The 18,783-nt window shown below is 36.3% G+C and carries 14 protein-coding genes and 1 other annotated feature; of the genes, 1 reads left to right on the forward strand and 13 read right to left on the reverse strand.

Features of this window, described 5'->3' with window-relative positions; translation table 11 throughout:
• Positions 1-18 precede the first annotated feature (18 nt).
• From IGI43_RS05875 to hisS, 12 genes are all read right to left on the reverse strand, one after another.
• A complete protein-coding gene (locus IGI43_RS05875; protein ID WP_438756893.1) occupies positions 19-978 on the reverse strand; it encodes a DUF4822 domain-containing protein in 960 nt (319 codons plus the stop codon).
• 186 nt (positions 979-1,164) lie between these two features.
• Positions 1,165-1,872 (reverse strand): DUF975 family protein, encoded by a 708-nt coding sequence (locus IGI43_RS05880; RefSeq protein WP_438756894.1) that lies wholly within the window; start codon positions 1,870-1,872, stop codon positions 1,165-1,167.
• Between the two features lie 432 nt (positions 1,873-2,304).
• Positions 2,305-3,690 (reverse strand): aldehyde dehydrogenase family protein, encoded by a 1,386-nt coding sequence (locus tag IGI43_RS05885; RefSeq protein WP_438756895.1) that lies wholly within the window; start codon positions 3,688-3,690, stop codon positions 2,305-2,307.
• Positions 3,691-3,921: 231 nt separating this feature from the next.
• Positions 3,922-5,220 carry a phosphopyruvate hydratase gene (eno, locus tag IGI43_RS05890; RefSeq protein ID WP_438756896.1) on the reverse strand — a complete coding sequence of 433 codons (1,299 nt, stop codon included), beginning with the start codon at positions 5,218-5,220 and terminating at the stop codon, positions 3,922-3,924.
• A gap of 158 nt (positions 5,221-5,378) precedes the next feature.
• The gene (tpiA, locus tag IGI43_RS05895; RefSeq protein ID WP_438756897.1) at positions 5,379-6,134 is read right to left on the reverse strand and encodes a triose-phosphate isomerase; all 756 of its coding nucleotides are present in this window, start codon (positions 6,132-6,134) and stop codon (positions 5,379-5,381) included.
• A gap of 63 nt (positions 6,135-6,197) precedes the next feature.
• On the reverse strand, positions 6,198-7,388 hold the full coding sequence (locus IGI43_RS05900) for a phosphoglycerate kinase (RefSeq protein WP_438756898.1): 1,191 nt from the start codon (positions 7,386-7,388) through the stop codon (positions 6,198-6,200).
• 129 nt (positions 7,389-7,517) lie between these two features.
• Positions 7,518-8,519, reverse strand: a complete 1,002-nt coding sequence (gene gap, locus IGI43_RS05905; RefSeq protein ID WP_069646063.1) for a type I glyceraldehyde-3-phosphate dehydrogenase — start codon at positions 8,517-8,519, stop codon at positions 7,518-7,520.
• Between the two features lie 40 nt (positions 8,520-8,559).
• On the reverse strand, positions 8,560-9,597 hold the full coding sequence (locus IGI43_RS05910) for a sugar-binding transcriptional regulator (protein ID WP_438756899.1): 1,038 nt from the start codon (positions 9,595-9,597) through the stop codon (positions 8,560-8,562).
• A 535-nt stretch (positions 9,598-10,132) separates the two neighbouring features.
• Complete coding sequence (locus IGI43_RS05915) at positions 10,133-11,008, reverse strand: YitT family protein (RefSeq protein WP_438756900.1); 876 nt, start codon at positions 11,006-11,008, stop codon at positions 10,133-10,135.
• A gap of 221 nt (positions 11,009-11,229) precedes the next feature.
• Positions 11,230-12,018, reverse strand: a complete 789-nt coding sequence (locus IGI43_RS05920; protein ID WP_438756901.1) for an ankyrin repeat domain-containing protein — start codon at positions 12,016-12,018, stop codon at positions 11,230-11,232.
• Between the two features lie 206 nt (positions 12,019-12,224).
• Positions 12,225-13,994 carry an aspartate--tRNA ligase gene (gene aspS, locus IGI43_RS05925; RefSeq protein WP_438756902.1) on the reverse strand — a complete coding sequence of 590 codons (1,770 nt, stop codon included), beginning with the start codon at positions 13,992-13,994 and terminating at the stop codon, positions 12,225-12,227.
• Between the two features lie 33 nt (positions 13,995-14,027).
• On the reverse strand, positions 14,028-15,326 hold the full coding sequence (gene hisS, locus IGI43_RS05930) for a histidine--tRNA ligase (protein WP_438756903.1): 1,299 nt from the start codon (positions 15,324-15,326) through the stop codon (positions 14,028-14,030).
• Between the two features lie 238 nt (positions 15,327-15,564).
• Positions 15,565-15,772, reverse strand: a binding site (T-box leader).
• Positions 15,773-15,949: 177 nt separating this feature from the next.
• Here hisS and IGI43_RS05935 point away from each other — a divergent pair.
• A complete protein-coding gene (locus IGI43_RS05935) occupies positions 15,950-16,879 on the forward strand; it encodes an aldo/keto reductase (RefSeq protein WP_438756904.1) in 930 nt (309 codons plus the stop codon).
• An 88-nt stretch (positions 16,880-16,967) separates the two neighbouring features.
• Here IGI43_RS05935 and IGI43_RS05940 read toward each other — a convergent pair whose 3' ends face one another.
• Positions 16,968-18,728 carry a choline/carnitine O-acyltransferase gene (locus IGI43_RS05940; RefSeq protein WP_438756905.1) on the reverse strand — a complete coding sequence of 587 codons (1,761 nt, stop codon included), beginning with the start codon at positions 18,726-18,728 and terminating at the stop codon, positions 16,968-16,970.
• Positions 18,729-18,783 lie beyond the last annotated feature (55 nt).

Here is an 18,783-nt window from a genome sequence, read left to right on the forward strand (position 1 = left end):
TGATAAGTGAAAATGTTCTTAGAAACTAAAAGCTGGATCATATTCTCCAGAATAAGGTTCATGCTCAACGAAAACAGTAATATCATTGCCAGCTTGATCTTTACCCATTCGTTTGTAAGTAAATTTTTTATCGTTCAACTCAGTAAGTTCAAGTGCAGCTCCATATTTATTTTCACCGATAGAGACATGTGCTCGAATTTTATTATGATTCAAAACATCAAAGTAACCGAAATCACCACGACTAACCCCTGTATCTAAATTGAAAAATTCATATTTACTTGTATCTGCATCAAATTTAGCTAAGCTAATGAAATTCGCATTACTTTCTGTTACATCATTGCCCTCTTCATCCAAAACTTTTGTCCCATTCCACAACGTTTCACCTAAAATTTTAGTACCATTTTCTGTTGTTTCAATTTTTCCAGTTGTTGCATTAAGTGGTTTTTCTTGCTCTGTAAAAATTAGCTCTTCTTCATTATAAGGGATATGTTCCACAAATACATCTACTTCATTTCCAGCTTTGTCTTTTCCTTTTCTAGTGTACGTAAATTTTTTGTCTGTGAGTTCAGTAAGTTCTACAACTGCTTGGTAATCCATTGTCTCTGAAATTAGAATTCTTTTTGTTCCATCATTAGTGATAAAAAACGTCCCACGATCATCACGACTCTCTCCAGTTTGTGCATCGAAAAATTCATAACGTCCAGTGTTTCCATCATATTTTGCTAACCCAATAAAATTCGCATTTTCTTTCGTTAAATCATTATTATCTTTATCATATACTTTTGTTCCTTGCCAATTTGTTTCACCTAAAATCTTTGTCAGTTGCTCTCCTTTATTTTCACTATTGGCCTTTTTTGTTTGTTCCGTTTGTTGTTGACTACTGTCTTTTGAATCATTTGACTCTTTTGCTCCTGCATTACAACCTGCTAGTAATACCATTAAACTTGAAATACCTATGATGATTTTTTTATTTTTCATTATCTTTATTCCTCCTCATATAATCGACTGCAACTTCCTATTGCTTATCTTTAGTATACAGAGGAGTTCTAAACAGGTTCTAACAAGAAAATAAACAAATTATAAATTTTTGTAATACAGAATTCCTTGAAAGAACAAGAAAAAAGTTGAGATATAACTCTTAGAGTTACATCCCAACTTTTCGTTTTAAACTGTCGTTGTTTTTGGTAAGTTTTCATAAAAAGCGGCTTTGGTTGCTGTAATATATGGTGTTAACCAAAGATAACCAATACCAGCTGTTAAAATTGCTAAAATATGCCAGCCAATAAAGCTTAAGTCCAATATAAATAATTGGCCTTTGTATCCTTTCATCATGTGCTTACTACGAGTTATACACTCTAGAAAACCTGGTCGCATATCTGTTTCTTCATAACGATCATAGTAGATAAAATAGGCTTGTGAATAAGAATAGCCCTTAATAATTCCTGGGATAACTAATAGTAATGACCATAAGAAAATGAAAATAGCCATTAATAAATAAATGCATATCACACCTAACACTACTGGTCCTCCGAACCCTCTAAACGCATCAGAAAATGGACGAATATTTTGTCTTTTTCCTCTTATAAGGTCAAGGAATGTCCAAGAGATCCCTGCACTAAACAATGCACCTATGATACCACCGATAAAACTACCGCCGCTACCTCCAGAGTTTCCGTCGTAATTTGCAGTGCTGTTTAATAAATCTGAATTATTTTGAACAAAGGTAATCGTGGGTATTACTAATAAGAAAAATAAAAGCAGTCCGATTGCAATTGAGACTAATGTTGGTACCAAACTCATCAATATACTATCTTTCCAACGACCACGAAGTACTCCTTTTGCCTCATTTTTCAATTCAGCTCTTGTTTTCATAAAAATTTCCTCCTTTCACTTTAATAAACTTATTATAACAAATAAATTGTATTTGAAAAAAACATATGCGTCTAAAGTGTTTTTTTATCATATAACACTCTACATATTTTCATTTTATTTAAATAGTTTCCACTTTTTATCCACAACTTTATTAAAGATAAGGTTACACTAGTAAGCAAGAGGTCCATTTAAGATTGAGATATATTAATTGAAAGAACATTATCCGATGAGATTTGGCGAAAAGATCAAATGAGACAAAAATTGATCCTCCGTTTAAAGATAGCGAGGTAAGTTATCTTTAACTGTGAAAATAAGCTGAGATTCAAAATATTTGAAGAATAATTTTGTCAATTTCCGCTTATTTTTCGAGAGTTAAAGACCTCTATTCCAGCTTCTATTTTGTCTTGTTTATTCTTGATCTATTACATTTTTTTATAATAAGCGCTTTAACCAATCGAATTTTTTCTGGTCATAAGGCGGATAAATCAATTTTCCCATGGTATCTTTTCGACCGTAAACAATTGATTTTTTGTGAGAGAATGTTTCAATACTGTATCTTCCATGATAATTGCCCATCCCAGAGGCACCTACTCCACCAAAGGGCAGATCATCATTTGCTACATGAAGAATTGTTTGATTGATTCCACCACCGCCAAAAGAAACTTCATGTAAAATCTGTTTTTGCACGTCTCGATCATCTGAGAATAAATACAACGCTAAAGGTTTTTCACCGTCTTTAACAAATTGAATCGCATCATCTAACGCTCGATAGGTACAAATCGGTAAAAGCGGTCCAAATAATTCTTCTTGCATCAAACTATTTTCACGACTTAAGCCAATATCAAATAAACTAGGTGCGACAAATCGTATTTTCTGGTCAAACTCGCCCCCGTGAATCAAATAATGAGCATTTTCATCGATCAATTGAATAAACTTCTCAATAGCTGGTCCTTGAACAATACGACCATAATCGGGATTGGATTGAATGTTTTCCCCATAAAATTCAATGATTTTTTCTTTTAATGCGATAATTAATTGCTCTTTGACTTTTTCATCTACCAACACGTAATCTGTTGCAATGCATGTTTGTCCTGTATTCAGCAACTTACTCCACATAATTCGTTCAGCAGCTAACTCTATATCTGCTTGTTCCGTCACGATTGCCGGGCTTTTACCACCGAGTTCCAGGACGATAGGTGTTAAGTGTTGCGCCGCTGCTTCCATGACGATTTTTCCAACTTTAGTGCTTCCTGTAAAAAAGATAAAATCCATACGTTCTTTTAAAACAGAAGCATTGTCAATTGAATTAGGTGAAAGAACTTTTACATATTCTTCATCAAATGTTTCTCCAATGATCGCACCGATCACAGCAGCTACATTCGATGTTTTTGATGACGGTTTTACTATTGCACAATTGCCAGATGCTAATGCCCCAATCAAAGGAACTAAGGTCAATTGAAGAGGATAATTGAAGGGTCCAATAATATAGACTGTTCCATACGGTTCTAAAAATACAGTATTTTTATTTAATAAAGACGAGACAGCTCTTGGTTTATTTACTGGTTTGGTCCATTTATCAAGATTCTTAAGCATGTCTTTTATTGCTGATAGAACGAGTCCTAACTCTGTTGCATAAACTTCTGCTTTAGGTTTTTTTAGGTCTTTTTCAAAAGCCCAGTAGAAATCCTCTTCGTGTTTTTTTATGTTTACTAACAGTTGTTCCAATTGTTCTTTTCTAAACGGAATTGATTTTGTTTGGTTTGTGTTAAAAAAATCGCGTTGCTTTTTCATGATAGTCTGGAGATCTGATTGGTTCATGTTGCACCCTCCTCGTTTTTTTTTAGTATAACACCGATTTTTTATTTTTGATAATAGAACCTGTTTCCACTTTTTTAGCTGCTAAATAGCAGCTCTTTTTATAATCCATTCTGGTTATTAAAGATGTAAAAAAACCTCCTCTTACGAATGTAAAAGGAGGTTTTACGTATGAGTATAAGGAGAAGAGATCCAAGAATCAGTTGTCCCTTTTTACTTTATAATCAACGAAAATTATTTATTTTTTAAGTTGTAGAAAGATTTCAAGCCTTTGTATTCAGCAACTTCGCCTAATTGGTCTTCGATACGTAATAATTGGTTGTATTTTGCAATACGGTCTGTACGTGATAGAGAACCAGTTTTGATTTGACCAGCGTTTGTTGCAACAGCGATATCAGAGATTGTTGAATCTTCTGTTTCACCTGAACGGTGAGATACAACTGCTGTATAACCAGCTTCTTTAGCCATTTCGATTGCTTCGAATGTTTCAGTTAAAGTACCGATTTGGTTCACTTTGATAAGGATTGAGTTCGCGATTCCTTTTTCAATACCTTCAGCTAATTTAGTTGTGTTTGTAACGAATAAATCGTCACCAACTAATTGAACTTTGTCGCCTAAAGCAACCGTTAATTTTTTGAAGCCATCCCAGTCATTTTCATCTAATCCATCTTCGATTGAGATGATTGGGTATTTCGCACATAATTCTTCGTAGAATGCGATCATTTCTTCAGTTGTTTTTTCGCCTTCGCCTGAATCAGCTAAAACGTAAACACCTTTTTCTTTGTCGTAGAATTCAGAAGAAGCAGCATCCATAGCAAGAACGATATCTTTACCAGGTACATAACCAGCTTTTTCGATTGCTTCGATGATCACTTCAAAACCTTCTTCGTTTGAACCAAGGTTAGGAGCAAATCCACCTTCGTCACCTACAGAAGTAGCTAAGCCACGAGCTTTTAAGATTCCAGCTAATGCGTGGAATACTTCAGCACCATAACGTAATGCTTCTTTGAATGTAGGAGCGCCTACAGGCATGATCATGAATTCTTGGAAGTCGATACTGTTATCAGCATGAGATCCACCATTGATGATGTTCATCATTGGAGTTGGTAATACTTTCGTATTGAATCCGCCTAAGTAGTGGTATAAAGGAATTTCTAGGTAATCAGCAGCAGCGCGAGCTACAGCGATCGAAACACCAAGAATAGCGTTTGCGCCTAATTTACCTTTGTTAGGAGTTCCATCTAAATCGATCATTGCTTTATCAATAGCCATTTGGTCACGTACATCGTAGCCAATGATTGCTTCAGCGATGATGTTATTAACGTTGTCAACTGCTTTAACAACCCCTTTACCTAAGTAACGAGATTTGTCGCCATCACGTAATTCAACTGCTTCGTATTCACCAGTTGAAGCTCCAGATGGAACCATTCCACGACCAAAAGCACCGCTTTCAGTGTATACTTCTACTTCGATTGTTGGGTTACCGCGTGAGTCTAAGACTTCGCGTGCGTAAACATCAGTAATAATTGACATGTTTTGTCTCTCCTTTGAGTTTGTTTTATACTAAGGGGATTCGATTCCCTTAATTATGATTGTAGTGAATAAACGCGCGCTATGCAAACATTTTTTGCATAATTCATAGATTATTCGATGAATCTTTGATTAATTGCGTATATTGTTATAAGCCGTGATTATTTAACCGCATCTAACAAAGCTAAAAATGAGTCTGCTTCAAGGCTCGCTCCGCCGACTAAAGCACCATCAACGTTTTCTTTTGCCATATATTCAGCAATATTTTCAGGTTTTACAGAACCGCCGTATTGGATACGTACAGCTTCTGATACTTCTTTACCGTATAATTTTTCAACTGTTGCACGAACAACGCCACAGATTTCATCTGCAATGTTTGCATCAGCAGATTTACCAGTTCCGATTGCCCAGATTGGTTCATAAGCAATAACCATTGAAGATACTTGCTCATTTGATAAACCAACTAAACCATTTGTGATTTGACCTTCGATCCACTCGGCAGTTTTACCAGCTTCGTAAGTTTCTAAAGATTCACCACAACAAAAGATCGGTGTCATGTTGTTTGCAAAAATAGCTTTCGCTTTTTTGTTGATATCTTCATCTGTTTCGTGGAAATACTCACGACGTTCAGAATGACCAATAATCACATATTGAATACCCAAGTCTGCAATAGCAGCTGGTGAGTTTTCGCCAGTGAAAGCGCCTGAGTTTTCCCAGTAGCAGTTTTGTGCAGATAATTGTACTTCAGAATCTTTAAGACTCCAAGCAAGTGGTGCTAAGAATAACGCTGGAGATCCGATTACTGAATCAACAACATCTTTTGACGGAATAGCATTTTTTACTGCCTCAGCAAAGCTTTGCGCTTCTGCTAAAGTTTTGTTCATTTTCCAGTTACCAGCGATGATTGGTTTACGCATGGAAAAGCACATCCTTTTCTTATTATGGTATATATCGATCACAGTGTTCAAAAAGAAACCTTTTTATTTATCGTTAATTGCTGCTAATCCAGGTAATTCTTTACCTTCTAACAATTCTAAGCTTGCGCCCCCACCAGTTGAGATGTGAGTGAATTTGTCAGCAAAACCTAATTGAATTGCCGCTGCAGCTGAATCACCACCACCGATGATCGTTGTTGCATCTTCCAAGTTTGCGATTGCTTCACAAACACCGATTGTACCATTAGCAAAGTTACTCATTTCGAATACGCCCATTGGTCCGTTCCAAACAACTGTTTTTGCACCTTCTAATGCTTGAGCGAATAAAGCAATTGTTTCAGGGCCAATGTCCAGACCCATTTGGCCATCAGGAACATCACCAGTATGTTCTTCTGTTGGTACATCGTTTGAGAAATCAGCCGCTGTGATCGAATCTATTGGCAAGATTAATTTGTCGCCTGCTTTTTCGATCAATTCTTTTGCTAATTCAACTTTGTCTTCTTCTACTAAAGATTTACCAATGTTCATACCTTTAGCTTTATAGAAAGTATACGTCATTCCGCCACCGATAAGAATTTTATCTGCTTTAGAAATCAAGTTTTCGATAACGCCGATTTTATCAGAAACTTTTGCGCCACCTAAGATAGCAACGAATGGACGTTTTGGTGCAGTAACAGCTTCACCAACGAATTTGATTTCTTTATCCATTAAGAATCCAGCAACTGTTGGAATACCCGTTGACGCGATTCCTACGTTAGACGCATGCGCACGGTGCGCTGTACCAAAAGCATCATTAACAAATACATCGCCTAAAGAAGCCCAGTATTTACCTAATTCAGCGTCATTTCCGCTTTCTTTTTTACCATTGATATCTTCAAAACGAGTGTTTTCAAACACTAAAACGTCGCCGTCTTTCATGTTGTTGACAGCTGTTTCTAATTCAGTACCACGAGTTTCGGGAACGAAAGTTACTGGTTTGCCCAATAATTCACCTAAACGCTCAGCAACTGGTTTTAATGATTTACCTTCTTTATCTTCTTCTGTTTTCACACGACCTAAGTGAGAAAATAAAATCGCTTTTCCACCGTTTTCGATTACGTATTTGATTGTTGGAAGTGCCGCTACGATACGGTTATCGTTTGTGATCACACCATCTTTCAAAGGCACGTTAAAGTCAACACGGACAAGTACTTTTTTATCTTTTAACTCTACATCTTTGATTGTCTTTTTAGCCATTATGGAGTACTCCTATCTATAAAAAGTTTTTAGGTATTTTTAAACAAAATAATAAAAACGGAGAAGCGCGTTGCTTCCCCGCTTATTATTTCACAGTTGTTCAAATTTCACTAATGATAAGAATGAATCTTATAAGTTAGCGAAGTACTCTAAAGTACGAACTAATTGTGCAGTATAAGACATTTCGTTGTCATACCAAGCAACAGTTTTCACTAATTGTTGGTCGCCAACAGTCATTACTTTTGTTTGAGTAGCATCGAATAATGAACCGAAAGTCATACCTACGATATCAGAAGAAACGATTTCGTCTGTGTTGTAGCCGTAAGATTCGTTAGCAGCTTTAGCCATAACTTCATTTACTTCTTCAACCGTTACTTTTTTGTCAAGAACTGTTACTAATTCAGTCAATGAACCAGTTGCTACAGGAACACGTTGAGCAGCTCCGTCTAATTTACCGTTCAATTCAGGAATAACTAGACCGATTGCTTTAGCAGCACCAGTTGTGTTAGGTACGATGTTTTCTGCTGCAGCGCGTGCACGACGGAAGTCTCCACCTGGGTGAGGTCCATCAAGAGTCATTTGGTCACCTGTGTAAGCGTGGATCGTAGTCATAAGACCTTCAACAACACCAAAGTTATCTTGTAAAGCTTTAGCCATAGGAGCTAAACAGTTAGTCGTACATGAAGCACCTGAGATAACTGTTTCTTTACCTGTTAAGATATCGTGGTTAGTGTTATAAACGATTGTTGGTACGTCATTTCCGCCTGGAGCAGAGATAACAACACGTTTAGCACCAGCTTTTAAGTGTAATTCAGCTTTTTCTTTTGAAGTGAAGAATCCAGTACATTCAAGAACGATATCTACACCTAAATCGCCCCATGGTAATTCTTCTGGGTTACGGTTAGCAAGAACTTTTACTTCTTTACCGTTTACGTTGAAAGATCCATCATGAACTTCAACAGTTCCGTTGAAACGTCCTTGAGTCGTGTCATATTTTAACAAGTGAGCCAACATTTTAGCATCTGTTAAATCATTGATTGCTACTACTTCGATTCCTGCTACATCTTGGATACGACGGAATGCTAAGCGTCCGATACGTCCAAATCCATTAATACCTACTTTAACTGTCATTAAAGATTTCCTCCTTATGAAAATCAAAAATTTTTTTATTTTAAAGGGTTACCCCTTTTAAAATCTCATTTGCAGCAGCTTCATCCGTAATGAGCCACGTTTGTTTTGGTGCGTTTTTCATGTATGCGCGAATTGCTTTGGCTTTTGTCTTACCGCCAGCAATTGCTACGACATTCGGAATTTTTTGTACATCTTTTAACTGAAGTCCAATGCGAGGGATTTTATAAACAACTTTCCCCTCTTCATCAAAGAAATAACCAAAAGATTCTGCAACAGCGTTGTTTTGCTTTAACATGACCATTTCATCATCTGACATTTTGCGGCGTGCAGCCATATGCAAAGCACGTCCGATACTATGAACAACACAATTACTTTGTTCGATAAGTGTCAATACTTCTTGAATCGATGGTTCTTGCAGTAATGAATTATATGTTTCAAGACTCAATTGTTCTGGAACATATAATGCTCTATGATGACCACCAGTTTTGCTGGCCATTACAGCACTTACTGAGTTAGCTTGAACCGTCATTGCTTCTCCGATTCCGCCTCTAGCTGGAACAAACAAATTATGTCTTTTTTCCGTCTCTAGCGTGCCCATATGCTCAGCAGTCATTGCCATTGTAGTGCCACCCATAACAGCAATAATATTATTGCTTTCAGGTAAAAGTAAGTCTAATGAATCGGTCAAAATATCACCGAATTCGTAAAGAACTTTCTCTTGATTGTCACTATTACCGGCCACAACGATACAACGCTTGATCCCAAAATATTGACTGATTTCTTTTTCGACTTGATGCATACCAAGTAACTGATTCATAACAGCTTCTAAACCTTGATAAACATCTAATCCTTTTTCAGTTAATGTCATTCCGCTTTTAGAAGTCTCTATCAATTGTAAGTTTTTCAGAAAATCGGTCTCTGTTCTTAAGACCCGTTCTGTAATTCCCATACTATCCGATAGACTTCTACGTCCAATAGGCTGCATCCAGTATATATTACGAAGAATATGAAACCTTTCCTGCATTACATCGAGCAAATCTGGAGCAACTGCTTCAATCATTTTCAATTCATCTAGCATGATGCGCTCCTTCGTTGGTCTAAAAACGTCCAAGTAAGACTTAAAACGACCTATGAACTTTAAAAAAATAGGATTGATGTTCCTCTTTCGCATTGTTAAATTCTATTAACATCTTAAAAGTGCCCCTCAATCTTACATTCTAAGTGTACCAGTTTTCACTTTTCATTTCAAGAAAAAGAGATTATTTTTTTGAATTAGTCACTTGTTTCTTAATTTTGTATCCAGCCATTTTAACTAACCGTCAAAAAGTTTCTGACATTACTTGAATCAATACAACTAAAATTATAACCCGATAATTTATAGCCTGATCTTATCAATACAATACTTTATTCTATACTCTTATACTTCAAATATAATCTTAAAAAAGAAAGTGAGCGGGACACAACTCTCTTTCAGTCATATCCCACTCACTTGGAATCTTTATAAACGATTGGAACAGAAGTAATCTCTTTAGAAATAAGCTTAAATTCACAAAATTTTATTGAACAACTCCCGTTAATTCCTCCTTATTTCTTAGGATGAGAAACTTCTTTCCCTATAGATCCTCTTCATAAAACCGGCCAAGAATCTTGACATTATCTGAGATACTTACAAAAGCTGACGGATCAGTTTCTTTCATTGCTGCTTCCAATGACGGCAATTCAAACCGAGTGACAACTGTCAACAATAATGTCTGCTTATCATGGCGATAAGCACCTTCCGCTTCATGAATGATTGTGATTCCTCTTCTCATTTTCTGCTGAATCCCATCGATCACAGCATCTGGATTTTTTGTGATGATCATGACTTGCATTTTCTTTTGTTTCGTATAGACGGCATCTGTCACTTTTCCACTCACAAAAATCGATAACGCACTATAAAACATATACTGCCAACCAAATAAATAGCCTGCAACAAAAATAATCAAGGCATTAAAGTACATTGAAATAGAACCTACTGAGCGTCCTGTTTTTTTTCGGATCGTAATACTAAAAATATCTAGGCCACCTGAAGATAAACCATTTTTCAATGCAAATCCAATTCCAGATCCCATAACAGCCCCACCAAAAATCGCACAAATAATAGGATCATCTGACAGACTTGTTTGTGGCACGATTTGCATAAATATAGATGTCAACGTAACAGTTAAAAAAGTAAAAATTGTAAATTTTTTACCTATTTTACGCCATGCTATAAAAAATAAAGGAATATTCAACGCGTACAGCGTAATCGACACCGGCACATGGAATCCCACAACATTTGTTGATAATGTCGTTAAAATTTGTGCCAATCCAGTAATCCCACTGGAATAAATGTTTCCTGGTTGATAAAAGAAGTTCATTGCAACAGATGCCAAAATCGCGTAAACGATCGACACTGAAAGTTTTGTCGTATAATCATGGACAGGTAAACTTTCAAATAATTTTTTCATGTGGAAGCAGCCTCACTTTACTCGATTCATTTGAATTTCATTATACGTGCTTTAAGGGAAGAAAAAAAGCAGAATCTTTTAAATAAACCAAAAGTTTCACTATCTTTAATCTTTCTTTAGACATTTTTTATGTTTATACTATTTTTTATTCAAACTCATTGTGAATAAAAAAACGAAACAGAAGTAACCTCTTTAAAGGGAAACTTCTGTTCCATTATTGTTTAATACTCATTTAATGAAGTCAATATTTCAGAATAACCTAAACTTCTAGCATAGTCTTCAGCTGTTCGACCTGTATTATCTTTCAATGTTTTATCAGCCCCACCTTCTAGCAACGCTTTGACAATTTGTTGATAGATTGAAGAACCATCTGTTAATGCAACAGCTTCTATCAAAGCAGTGTAGCCATAATTATTTTGATGATCAACATTTGAGCGCCCATCTTTTAATAAAATGTTGACATTATCCAGATGTCCTTTTTCAGCAGCAGGTATCAGCGCATTTCCGCCAAACCGATTAACTTTTTGCTGATCAGGCACTTGTTTTTCTAACATATACCGTAAGATCTCTGTCTTACCTTGGGCTCCTGCATATAAATATGGGCTATCTGAAATTGTGTCTTGTTTATTAATATCTGCTCCTGCATCGATCAATGATTTTGCAATTTCAATAGAGTTTTGATGCGTTGCGATTAAAAGTGGCGTTTCATCTTGAGTATCAACTTCATCGATCTTGTAATTGTCATCTTTTAGTATTTCTTGAACTTGTTTCAAATCATTTTCTCTTACAGCTTGAATTAAAGATCCCTCAGCAAAAGATTTATTAGGTAACTCTGATGAATTTATTTCCACTGTTTCACTTGATTGATTTGTACTATTCTCTTCTTTTGTCATGGCTGTACTCTCCTTTGTTGGCATTGTTTGATCCGTTTTTTTTACTTGGCAAGCTGATAGAATAATTAAAAATAGTGTTATCAACGATACTTTTGTCAAAAGTTTCTTTTTAATCACCATATCCCTCCTTTGAAACGTTATATATTCAGTATAAAACATAAATATAAATATTTTATAAACGATGCTTACACTATCAAATTTAACGATATATCATTCTCTTTAACAACAAAAGGCTAGGAGATAACTCTACGAGTTATCTCCTAGCCTTAAAGAATCCGAATAAACGGCGAGAGCAGAAGCACCCTCTCTTCTTAAGTTTTTATTTACTCATCAACTGCTGTTACATCAATGTTCAACTCAAATAATTGTAATGGTGAAACCACACTTGGTGCGCTCGTCATCGGATCAGCCGCTTTTCCATTTTTAGGAAAGGCAATCACTTCACGAATATTATTTTCACCTGCCAACAACATTACTAAACGATCTAAGCCTAAAGCAATTCCGCCATGTGGAGGGAAACCATACTCTAAAGCATCCAATAAGAAACCAAATTGCTCCTGTGCTGATTCTTTAGTGAAGCCTAGTGTTTCAAACATTTTTTCTTGTAACGCACGTTTGTGGATACGCAGTGAACCGCCGCCTAATTCATAGCCATTTAAGACGATATCATATGCCTCAGCGTAAACTTTTGCTGGATCTGTTGAAAGTAATTCGATGTCTGATTCTTTTGGTTGTGTGAATGGATGGTGGGCAGAAACATAACGACCTGCTTCCTCATCGTATTCAAACAATGGCCAATCAACGACCCATAGGAAGTTGAATTTAGACTCATCGATCAATCCTAATTCCTTCCCTAAACGTGAACGAACCGCACCCAATGAAGCTGCAACCACTTCTGGTTTATCTGCACCAAACATCAAAATATCACCGATTTCAGCATTTGTTGCTTTGATCAAATCATCTGACACATCCGTTAAAAATTTTGCAATCGGTCCTTTTAGTCCATCTTCTTCTACTTTTAACCAAGCAAGCCCTTTAGCGCCAAATTGGCTTACGTAAGTACCTAAGTTATCCATATCTTTTCTTGAATATTTATCAGCTGCACCTTTAGCATTTAACGCTTTAACTTGTCCGCCATTTTCTAAGGCCATTTGGAACACTTTGAAATCAACGTCTTTTACCACATCCGCGATATCGATCAATTCCATATCGAAACGTGTGTCCGGTTTATCACTTCCATAACGTGCCATTGCTTCGTCATAGCTAATACGTGGGAACGGTAATGTAACTTCGATCCCTTTTGTTTCACGCATCACTTTTGCTAACATTTCTTCAGTCATTGTTTGGATTTCTTCTGGTGATAAGAAAGTCGTTTCGATATCAATTTGAGTAAACTCGGGCTGACGGTCCCCACGTAGATCTTCATCACGGAAACAGCGAACGATTTGGTAATAACGATCAAAACCAGCATTCATCAATAATTGTTTAAAAATTTGAGGTGATTGTGGTAATGCATAGAAATGACCCGCATGAACGCGAGAAGGAACTAAATAATCACGAGCGCCTTCAGGTGTTGATTTGCCAAAATAAGGCGTTTCGATATCAATAAAATCAGTATCATCTAAATAATGACGAATTGATTTTGTCACTTCATGACGTAATTTTATGTTGGCTGTCATTTGTGGACGGCGCAAATCTAAATAGCGGTATTTCATACGAATTTCATCGCCGACATTATTTTCATCTTCAATTAAAAAGGGTGGCGTTTTAGCTGTGTTTAAAATCGTGATAGCTGTCGCCATTATTTCAAACTCACCGGTTTTCATTTTAGGGTTGATAGCTTCTTTATCACGGTACGTTAATTCTCCAGTGATTTCAATCACATACTCGCTACGACATTTATCTGCAATTTCCCATGCTTCTTTTGAATGTGCTGGATTGAAAACAACTTGTGCGATGCCTTCTCGATCACGTAAATCGATAAAAATAACTCCGCCTAAATCACGACGTTTTTGTACCCAACCCTTTAATGTTATAACCTGCCCTACTAAATCTGCTGAGACTTCTCCGCAGTATACTGTTCTTTCTGTCATTGATCATTACTCCTCTTCATTTTTTATTCATTATTAATCAAACATCACTGTCATCATTTCATCATAAACTTCATCGAATCTTTCATAAATATCTGATAGTGGAAACGTTTTTTCATTACGATTAGCCATTGATTTTACATTTACAATCCCTTCAGATAATTCAGTTTCACCCAAGGTCAAAGCAAGTTTTGCATTTAATTTAGCCGCTGTTTTAAATTGAGCTTTTGCTTTACGATCCATAAAATCTCGATCTGCTGAGAAACCAAAGTTCCGAATAGCTTGTACAAGTTTTAGTGTTGCAACATTTGTTTGGTCACCAATTCCGACAACATAAGCATCGATTTCATTGATTACCGGAACTACGATCTCTTCTGCTTCCATTGTGATCAGCACACGTTCAATTCCTATTGCAAAACCAAAACCAGGTGTTGCTGGCCCACCCAATTCTTCGACTAAGCCATCATAACGTCCACCAGCACAAATTGTCGCTTGAGCGCCCATACCTGGAGCCTCACTCATCACTTCAAAAATTGTATTCGTGTAATAATCTAACCCACGAACCATGTTGCTGTCCACTTCAAACGGAATATTCAATTCGTTTAACATCGTTTGGACTGTCTCAAAATGTTCTTTTGACTCAGCACTCAGATAATCTAAAATAGAGGGTGCATCGGCGACGATCACTTGATCTTTTTTATCTTTGCTGTCTAGAACACGTAAAGGATTTTCATGTAAGCGACGTTTTGAATCTTCGCTTAGTTCAGCCATTTTTGGTTCTAAATAATCGATCAACGCTTGACGATAAGCAGCTCTTGTTGCTTTATCGCCTAAAGAGTTGATTACTAAACGAATTTGATTGATTCCTAATTGGTTGAAAAAGTCTAACGCCATCGCCATACTTTCAACATCCACCGCTGGATTCACACTGCCAAACGCTTCTGCACCGATTTGGTGGAATTGTCTCAAACGCCCTGCTTGAGGACGCTCATAACGAAACATGGGGCCCATATAGTATGTTTTATATGGTTTCGCAAATTCCGGTCCAAATAATTTATTTTCTACAAATGAACGGACAATTGGTGCTGTTCCTTCTGGACGCAAGGTAACATGTCGATCTCCTTTATCGTAAAAATCATACATTTCTTTTGAAACGATATCGGTCGTATTTCCTACACTGCGAGAAATCACTTCATAATGTTCAAAAATAGGGGTACGAATTTCTTCATATTGGTAGTCACGAAAAATCAAACGGGCAGTTTCTTCAACAAACTGCCACTTTTCAGAAGTTCCGGGTAACAAGTCATTAGTTCCTTTTGGTTTTTGATAACTCATTGGCTTCATCTCCTAGTTATTGTTTGCAATGTATTTTTATAACGATTGATCAAGATTTTGATCGGACGCGTCGGGCGCACTTTTTTATTGATTGACCTTGCTGTTTGTTTGAGAGCATAGCGTTTGATGAATTACTAGTATGGTCACTTCTCTCACTGCGTTCGCCAAGTATTGTTCATCATCTACTCTGGCAGAGCCAATCGTAGTGATTCACAACAAAAACTCGCCCTTGTATAAATACAAGGGCGAGTGAATAGACACACGCGGTACCACCTAAGTTTGAAAGATTGCTCTTTCCTCTAACGATTAACGCTCGCAACGGAACGGTTTTTTATCCGTTCATCTCCAGAATGTCTTTCAATTTCCCTAATGAAGTTGCTTTCAGCCTTGGCAACTTTCTCTTATACGATAAGTTTGAAATTTACTCGTTCTTTCATTGATTTTTTTGATATTACATATAAATTACTAAAATTTCATCGTAAAGTCAAGAGGGATTCAACTAATTCAACGCTGAAATCAAAAAGAATGCTCGTTTCTTGTTTCTAAAGTTAAAAATAAGTCAAAACACTTCACTGATTCACCGATATCAACTACACTAAAAGAAAAACTCAGGAGGAATTATAATGACACAAAACGTCCAAATTGGTAAAACCGAAGTTTTTTCAACACCTCTAGGTTTAGGAACAAATGCGGTAGGTGGTCATAATCTTTTTCCAAACTTGAATGATGACATTGGAAAAGAGATCGTCCGAACGGCTTTAAATAGTGGAATTACTTTATTAGATACCGCTTTTGCTTATGGAATGGGTCGTTCAGAAGAATTGATTGGTGAGGTTTTAAAAGAATTTGATCGTAGTAAAATTGTTATCGCAACTAAAGCTGCTCATGATCCAGCGAAAGGTGGCGCGTTCAATAATACACCAGAATTTTTGACACGTTCTGTTAATGAAGCATTAGAGCGACTACAAACAGATTATATCGATATTTTTTATATTCATTTTCCAGATGAAACAACCCCTAAAAATGAAGCAATTGCTGCCCTACAAAAGTTAAAAGAACTGGGAAAAATTAGAGCAATTGGCGTTTCTAACTTTAGTTTGGCGCAAATCAAAGAAGCAAATCAAGAAGGGAATATCGATATCGTTGAAGATGAATATAGTTTAATTCATCGTGAGGCGGAAAATGAATTACTGCCCTATTTAAAGGAACAGCAGATTTCCTTTGTTCCTTATTTTCCATTGGCTTCTGGCTTATTGACAGGAAAATACGAAAGCGATGTAACGTTTCCACCTGAAGATCTACGAAGTAAAAAACCAGATTTTCAGGGTGAGCGATTTAAAGCCGTTATCGACAAAGTCAGCCAACTTAAATTGATTGCAGCAGATTATAATGCCAGCGTTGCAGAAATCGTGCTTGCTTGGTATATCAAAAATCCCTTTGTAGCTGTTGTGATCCCAGGTGCGAAAAAACCTGAGCAAGTAATCAATAATGTAAAAGCTTTGGATGTCCATTTGACTCAAGAAGATTATCAACGAATCAATAAATTATTTTAGCTTGCCTTAAGGGCTCCGAATAAACGGTTGGACCAGAAACAACTCTTATTTTTCCGAGTTAAACGCTTCTGTCCAACCTCTTTTTTTACTAAATGTCTAAAAACTCAGTTAAAGCGATCAGTGCCTCAGAAATTGCTTCTAGCATTTGTGCCGCTTCACTTTCATGCGTTTTTTTAGCGGATAAGGTCAAAAGGATTTTTTCATTTAAAATGCCATAATAAAGACCAAAACCTGTTTTGTTGACCGGGCCAAAGCTAAATGATTCTAATAGATCATACGAAAGTCCAGTGGTTGAAATAAAATCTTCCCCTAATCGTTTAAGGGCTTCTGCTGAGAAGAAGGATTGACCTTCTTTAGGGTTACATACCATTTTTTGAAGTCCAAACAAATGACGTTCTAACCCTTTCCCTTTTTGGCATTGCAAGATTCGATCAGAATGTGCTGTTGCTGCTTCTACAAATAACTCCACTAATTTTTCCTCAGAAATCGATTTTGTTTCATCGTAGAATGCTTCTACAAACATTTTTTTCTCTTGACTGATTGAACGGGCAGATTCTGTTCGGCCTTCATAATACATACGCATAGCAACTGGTTCGTAAACAGATCTTAGCTTTCCAAAAACGCTGTACTGCGCCATTGCTAAGGCGATATGGAAGAAAGCATCCGGGCTTACTTTCGCTTTTTTCATTTGTTCTTTTCCAAATTCTTTGAAAACAAGATGTTTGAAGATATAGGAATTATTCTCTATTTCTACAAGTTTTTGCGCTTCTTTTAACGAACTGATCATTTGATCTGTCAGTGTCCATTCAATTTTTTGAACCAAATTTGAAGAGATTTTTTCAGTCTTTTCTAGTTTCAACTCATTAAATGATTGAAAAATTTGGGTAAGTAAATTCAATGTTGGTACACCATCAATCGCTGTATGTTCCATGTTAAAACCGATATAACCACTTTTGGTAATGACTGCTTGTGTCGTTTTGCTTAAAAATTGATGGCTTGTATTTAACAAAACATCCGTGATTCGATCTTCTTTTGACTCATCTTTCCCGTCTGAAAAGCTCAAAACGAATAGTGCTTCTTCGATTTGTTTTAAATTTTGGCTATTCAGCTCCTCCGCTTTGATCTGTTGATAAATCAAATTTGACTGTTCTCTTTCTACCCCGGTTAAATACGAAATCAGATCATCACCATGTTTTGGTATATGCTCTAACGATAAAATATAATTCACATTTTCTAGTATTTGTTCTAGAGCATTAATTTCTCCTAAATCGTTTGTCACATCTAAACGAAAATAAGTACCATTTGCAATAATCACGATATAATTTCCAGCAGTTTGTATGTCACCTCTGTAAAAAGAATCTCGGTCTTTTCCAGGTATTCTACAGCTTTTGAAAAAGTTTAAATAAAAGGACATATCGATATTTTGCTTATTTTTTGTATACTCGATCGGATAGGTTCCATTCGCTAAGCTAAGATAAATAGTAGTCATTTGATAGATCAATTGAGCTGCCAGTATTTCTTTTGATTCGATATGATCGTAGTAGCTTTCGTCAATGATCAAGGCGAAATTTGACTCACTTTGTAAATAGCCTCGGCTCTCTAAATAATTCTCTTCCCAAAGGGGTGCTAGCCAGCTACCAGCTATATTTTCCGCATAATCAACCAGACTTTTTTGCAATAATACGCCATCGGAGACACTGAAGGTTAATGCTCTTTTTTGAAAGTCCTTTAATTCGTCTACTGTAACCAATGGTCTTAACCAATCACTTAATGAAACGAGCGTTTCGTGTAATTCTGGTACTGGTAATTTTTTTAATTTTGCCAACAACTCTTCATTATATTTTTTCATTTCACACCTCGACAATCACTTTATAGTTTATTATACCAAGCATTTATTCTTAATA

It is taken from the genome of Enterococcus sp. AZ126, assembly GCF_051714545.1.
Taxonomy (GTDB): domain Bacteria; phylum Bacillota; class Bacilli; order Lactobacillales; family Enterococcaceae; genus Enterococcus_L.

Excerpts from the sequence above, each read along its gene's own strand:
- IGI43_RS05885 (WP_438756895.1), bottom strand. The coding sequence starts at position 3,690 with ATGAACCAATCAGATCTCCAGACTATCATGAAAAAGCAACGCGATTTT.
- IGI43_RS05900 (WP_438756898.1), bottom strand. The coding sequence starts at position 7,388 with ATGGCTAAAAAGACAATCAAAGATGTAGAGTTAAAAGATAAAAAAGTA.
- gap (WP_069646063.1), bottom strand. The coding sequence starts at position 8,519 with ATGACAGTTAAAGTAGGTATTAATGGATTTGGACGTATCGGACGCTTA.
- IGI43_RS05910 (WP_438756899.1), bottom strand. The coding sequence starts at position 9,597 with ATGCTAGATGAATTGAAAATGATTGAAGCAGTTGCTCCAGATTTGCTC.
- eno (WP_438756896.1), bottom strand. The coding sequence starts at position 5,220 with ATGTCAATTATTACTGATGTTTACGCACGCGAAGTCTTAGACTCACGC.
- aspS (WP_438756902.1), bottom strand. The coding sequence starts at position 13,994 with ATGACAGAAAGAACAGTATACTGCGGAGAAGTCTCAGCAGATTTAGTA.
- hisS (WP_438756903.1), bottom strand. The coding sequence starts at position 15,326 with ATGAGTTATCAAAAACCAAAAGGAACTAATGACTTGTTACCCGGAACT.
- tpiA (WP_438756897.1), bottom strand. The coding sequence starts at position 6,134 with ATGCGTAAACCAATCATCGCTGGTAACTGGAAAATGAACAAAACTTTA.
- IGI43_RS05940 (WP_438756905.1), bottom strand. The coding sequence starts at position 18,728 with ATGAAAAAATATAATGAAGAGTTGTTGGCAAAATTAAAAAAATTACCA.
- IGI43_RS05880 (WP_438756894.1), bottom strand. The coding sequence starts at position 1,872 with ATGAAAACAAGAGCTGAATTGAAAAATGAGGCAAAAGGAGTACTTCGT.
- IGI43_RS05935 (WP_438756904.1), top strand. The coding sequence starts at position 15,950 with ATGACACAAAACGTCCAAATTGGTAAAACCGAAGTTTTTTCAACACCT.
- IGI43_RS05875 (WP_438756893.1), bottom strand. The coding sequence starts at position 978 with ATGAAAAATAAAAAAATCATCATAGGTATTTCAAGTTTAATGGTATTA.
- IGI43_RS05915 (WP_438756900.1), bottom strand. The coding sequence starts at position 11,008 with ATGAAAAAATTATTTGAAAGTTTACCTGTCCATGATTATACGACAAAA.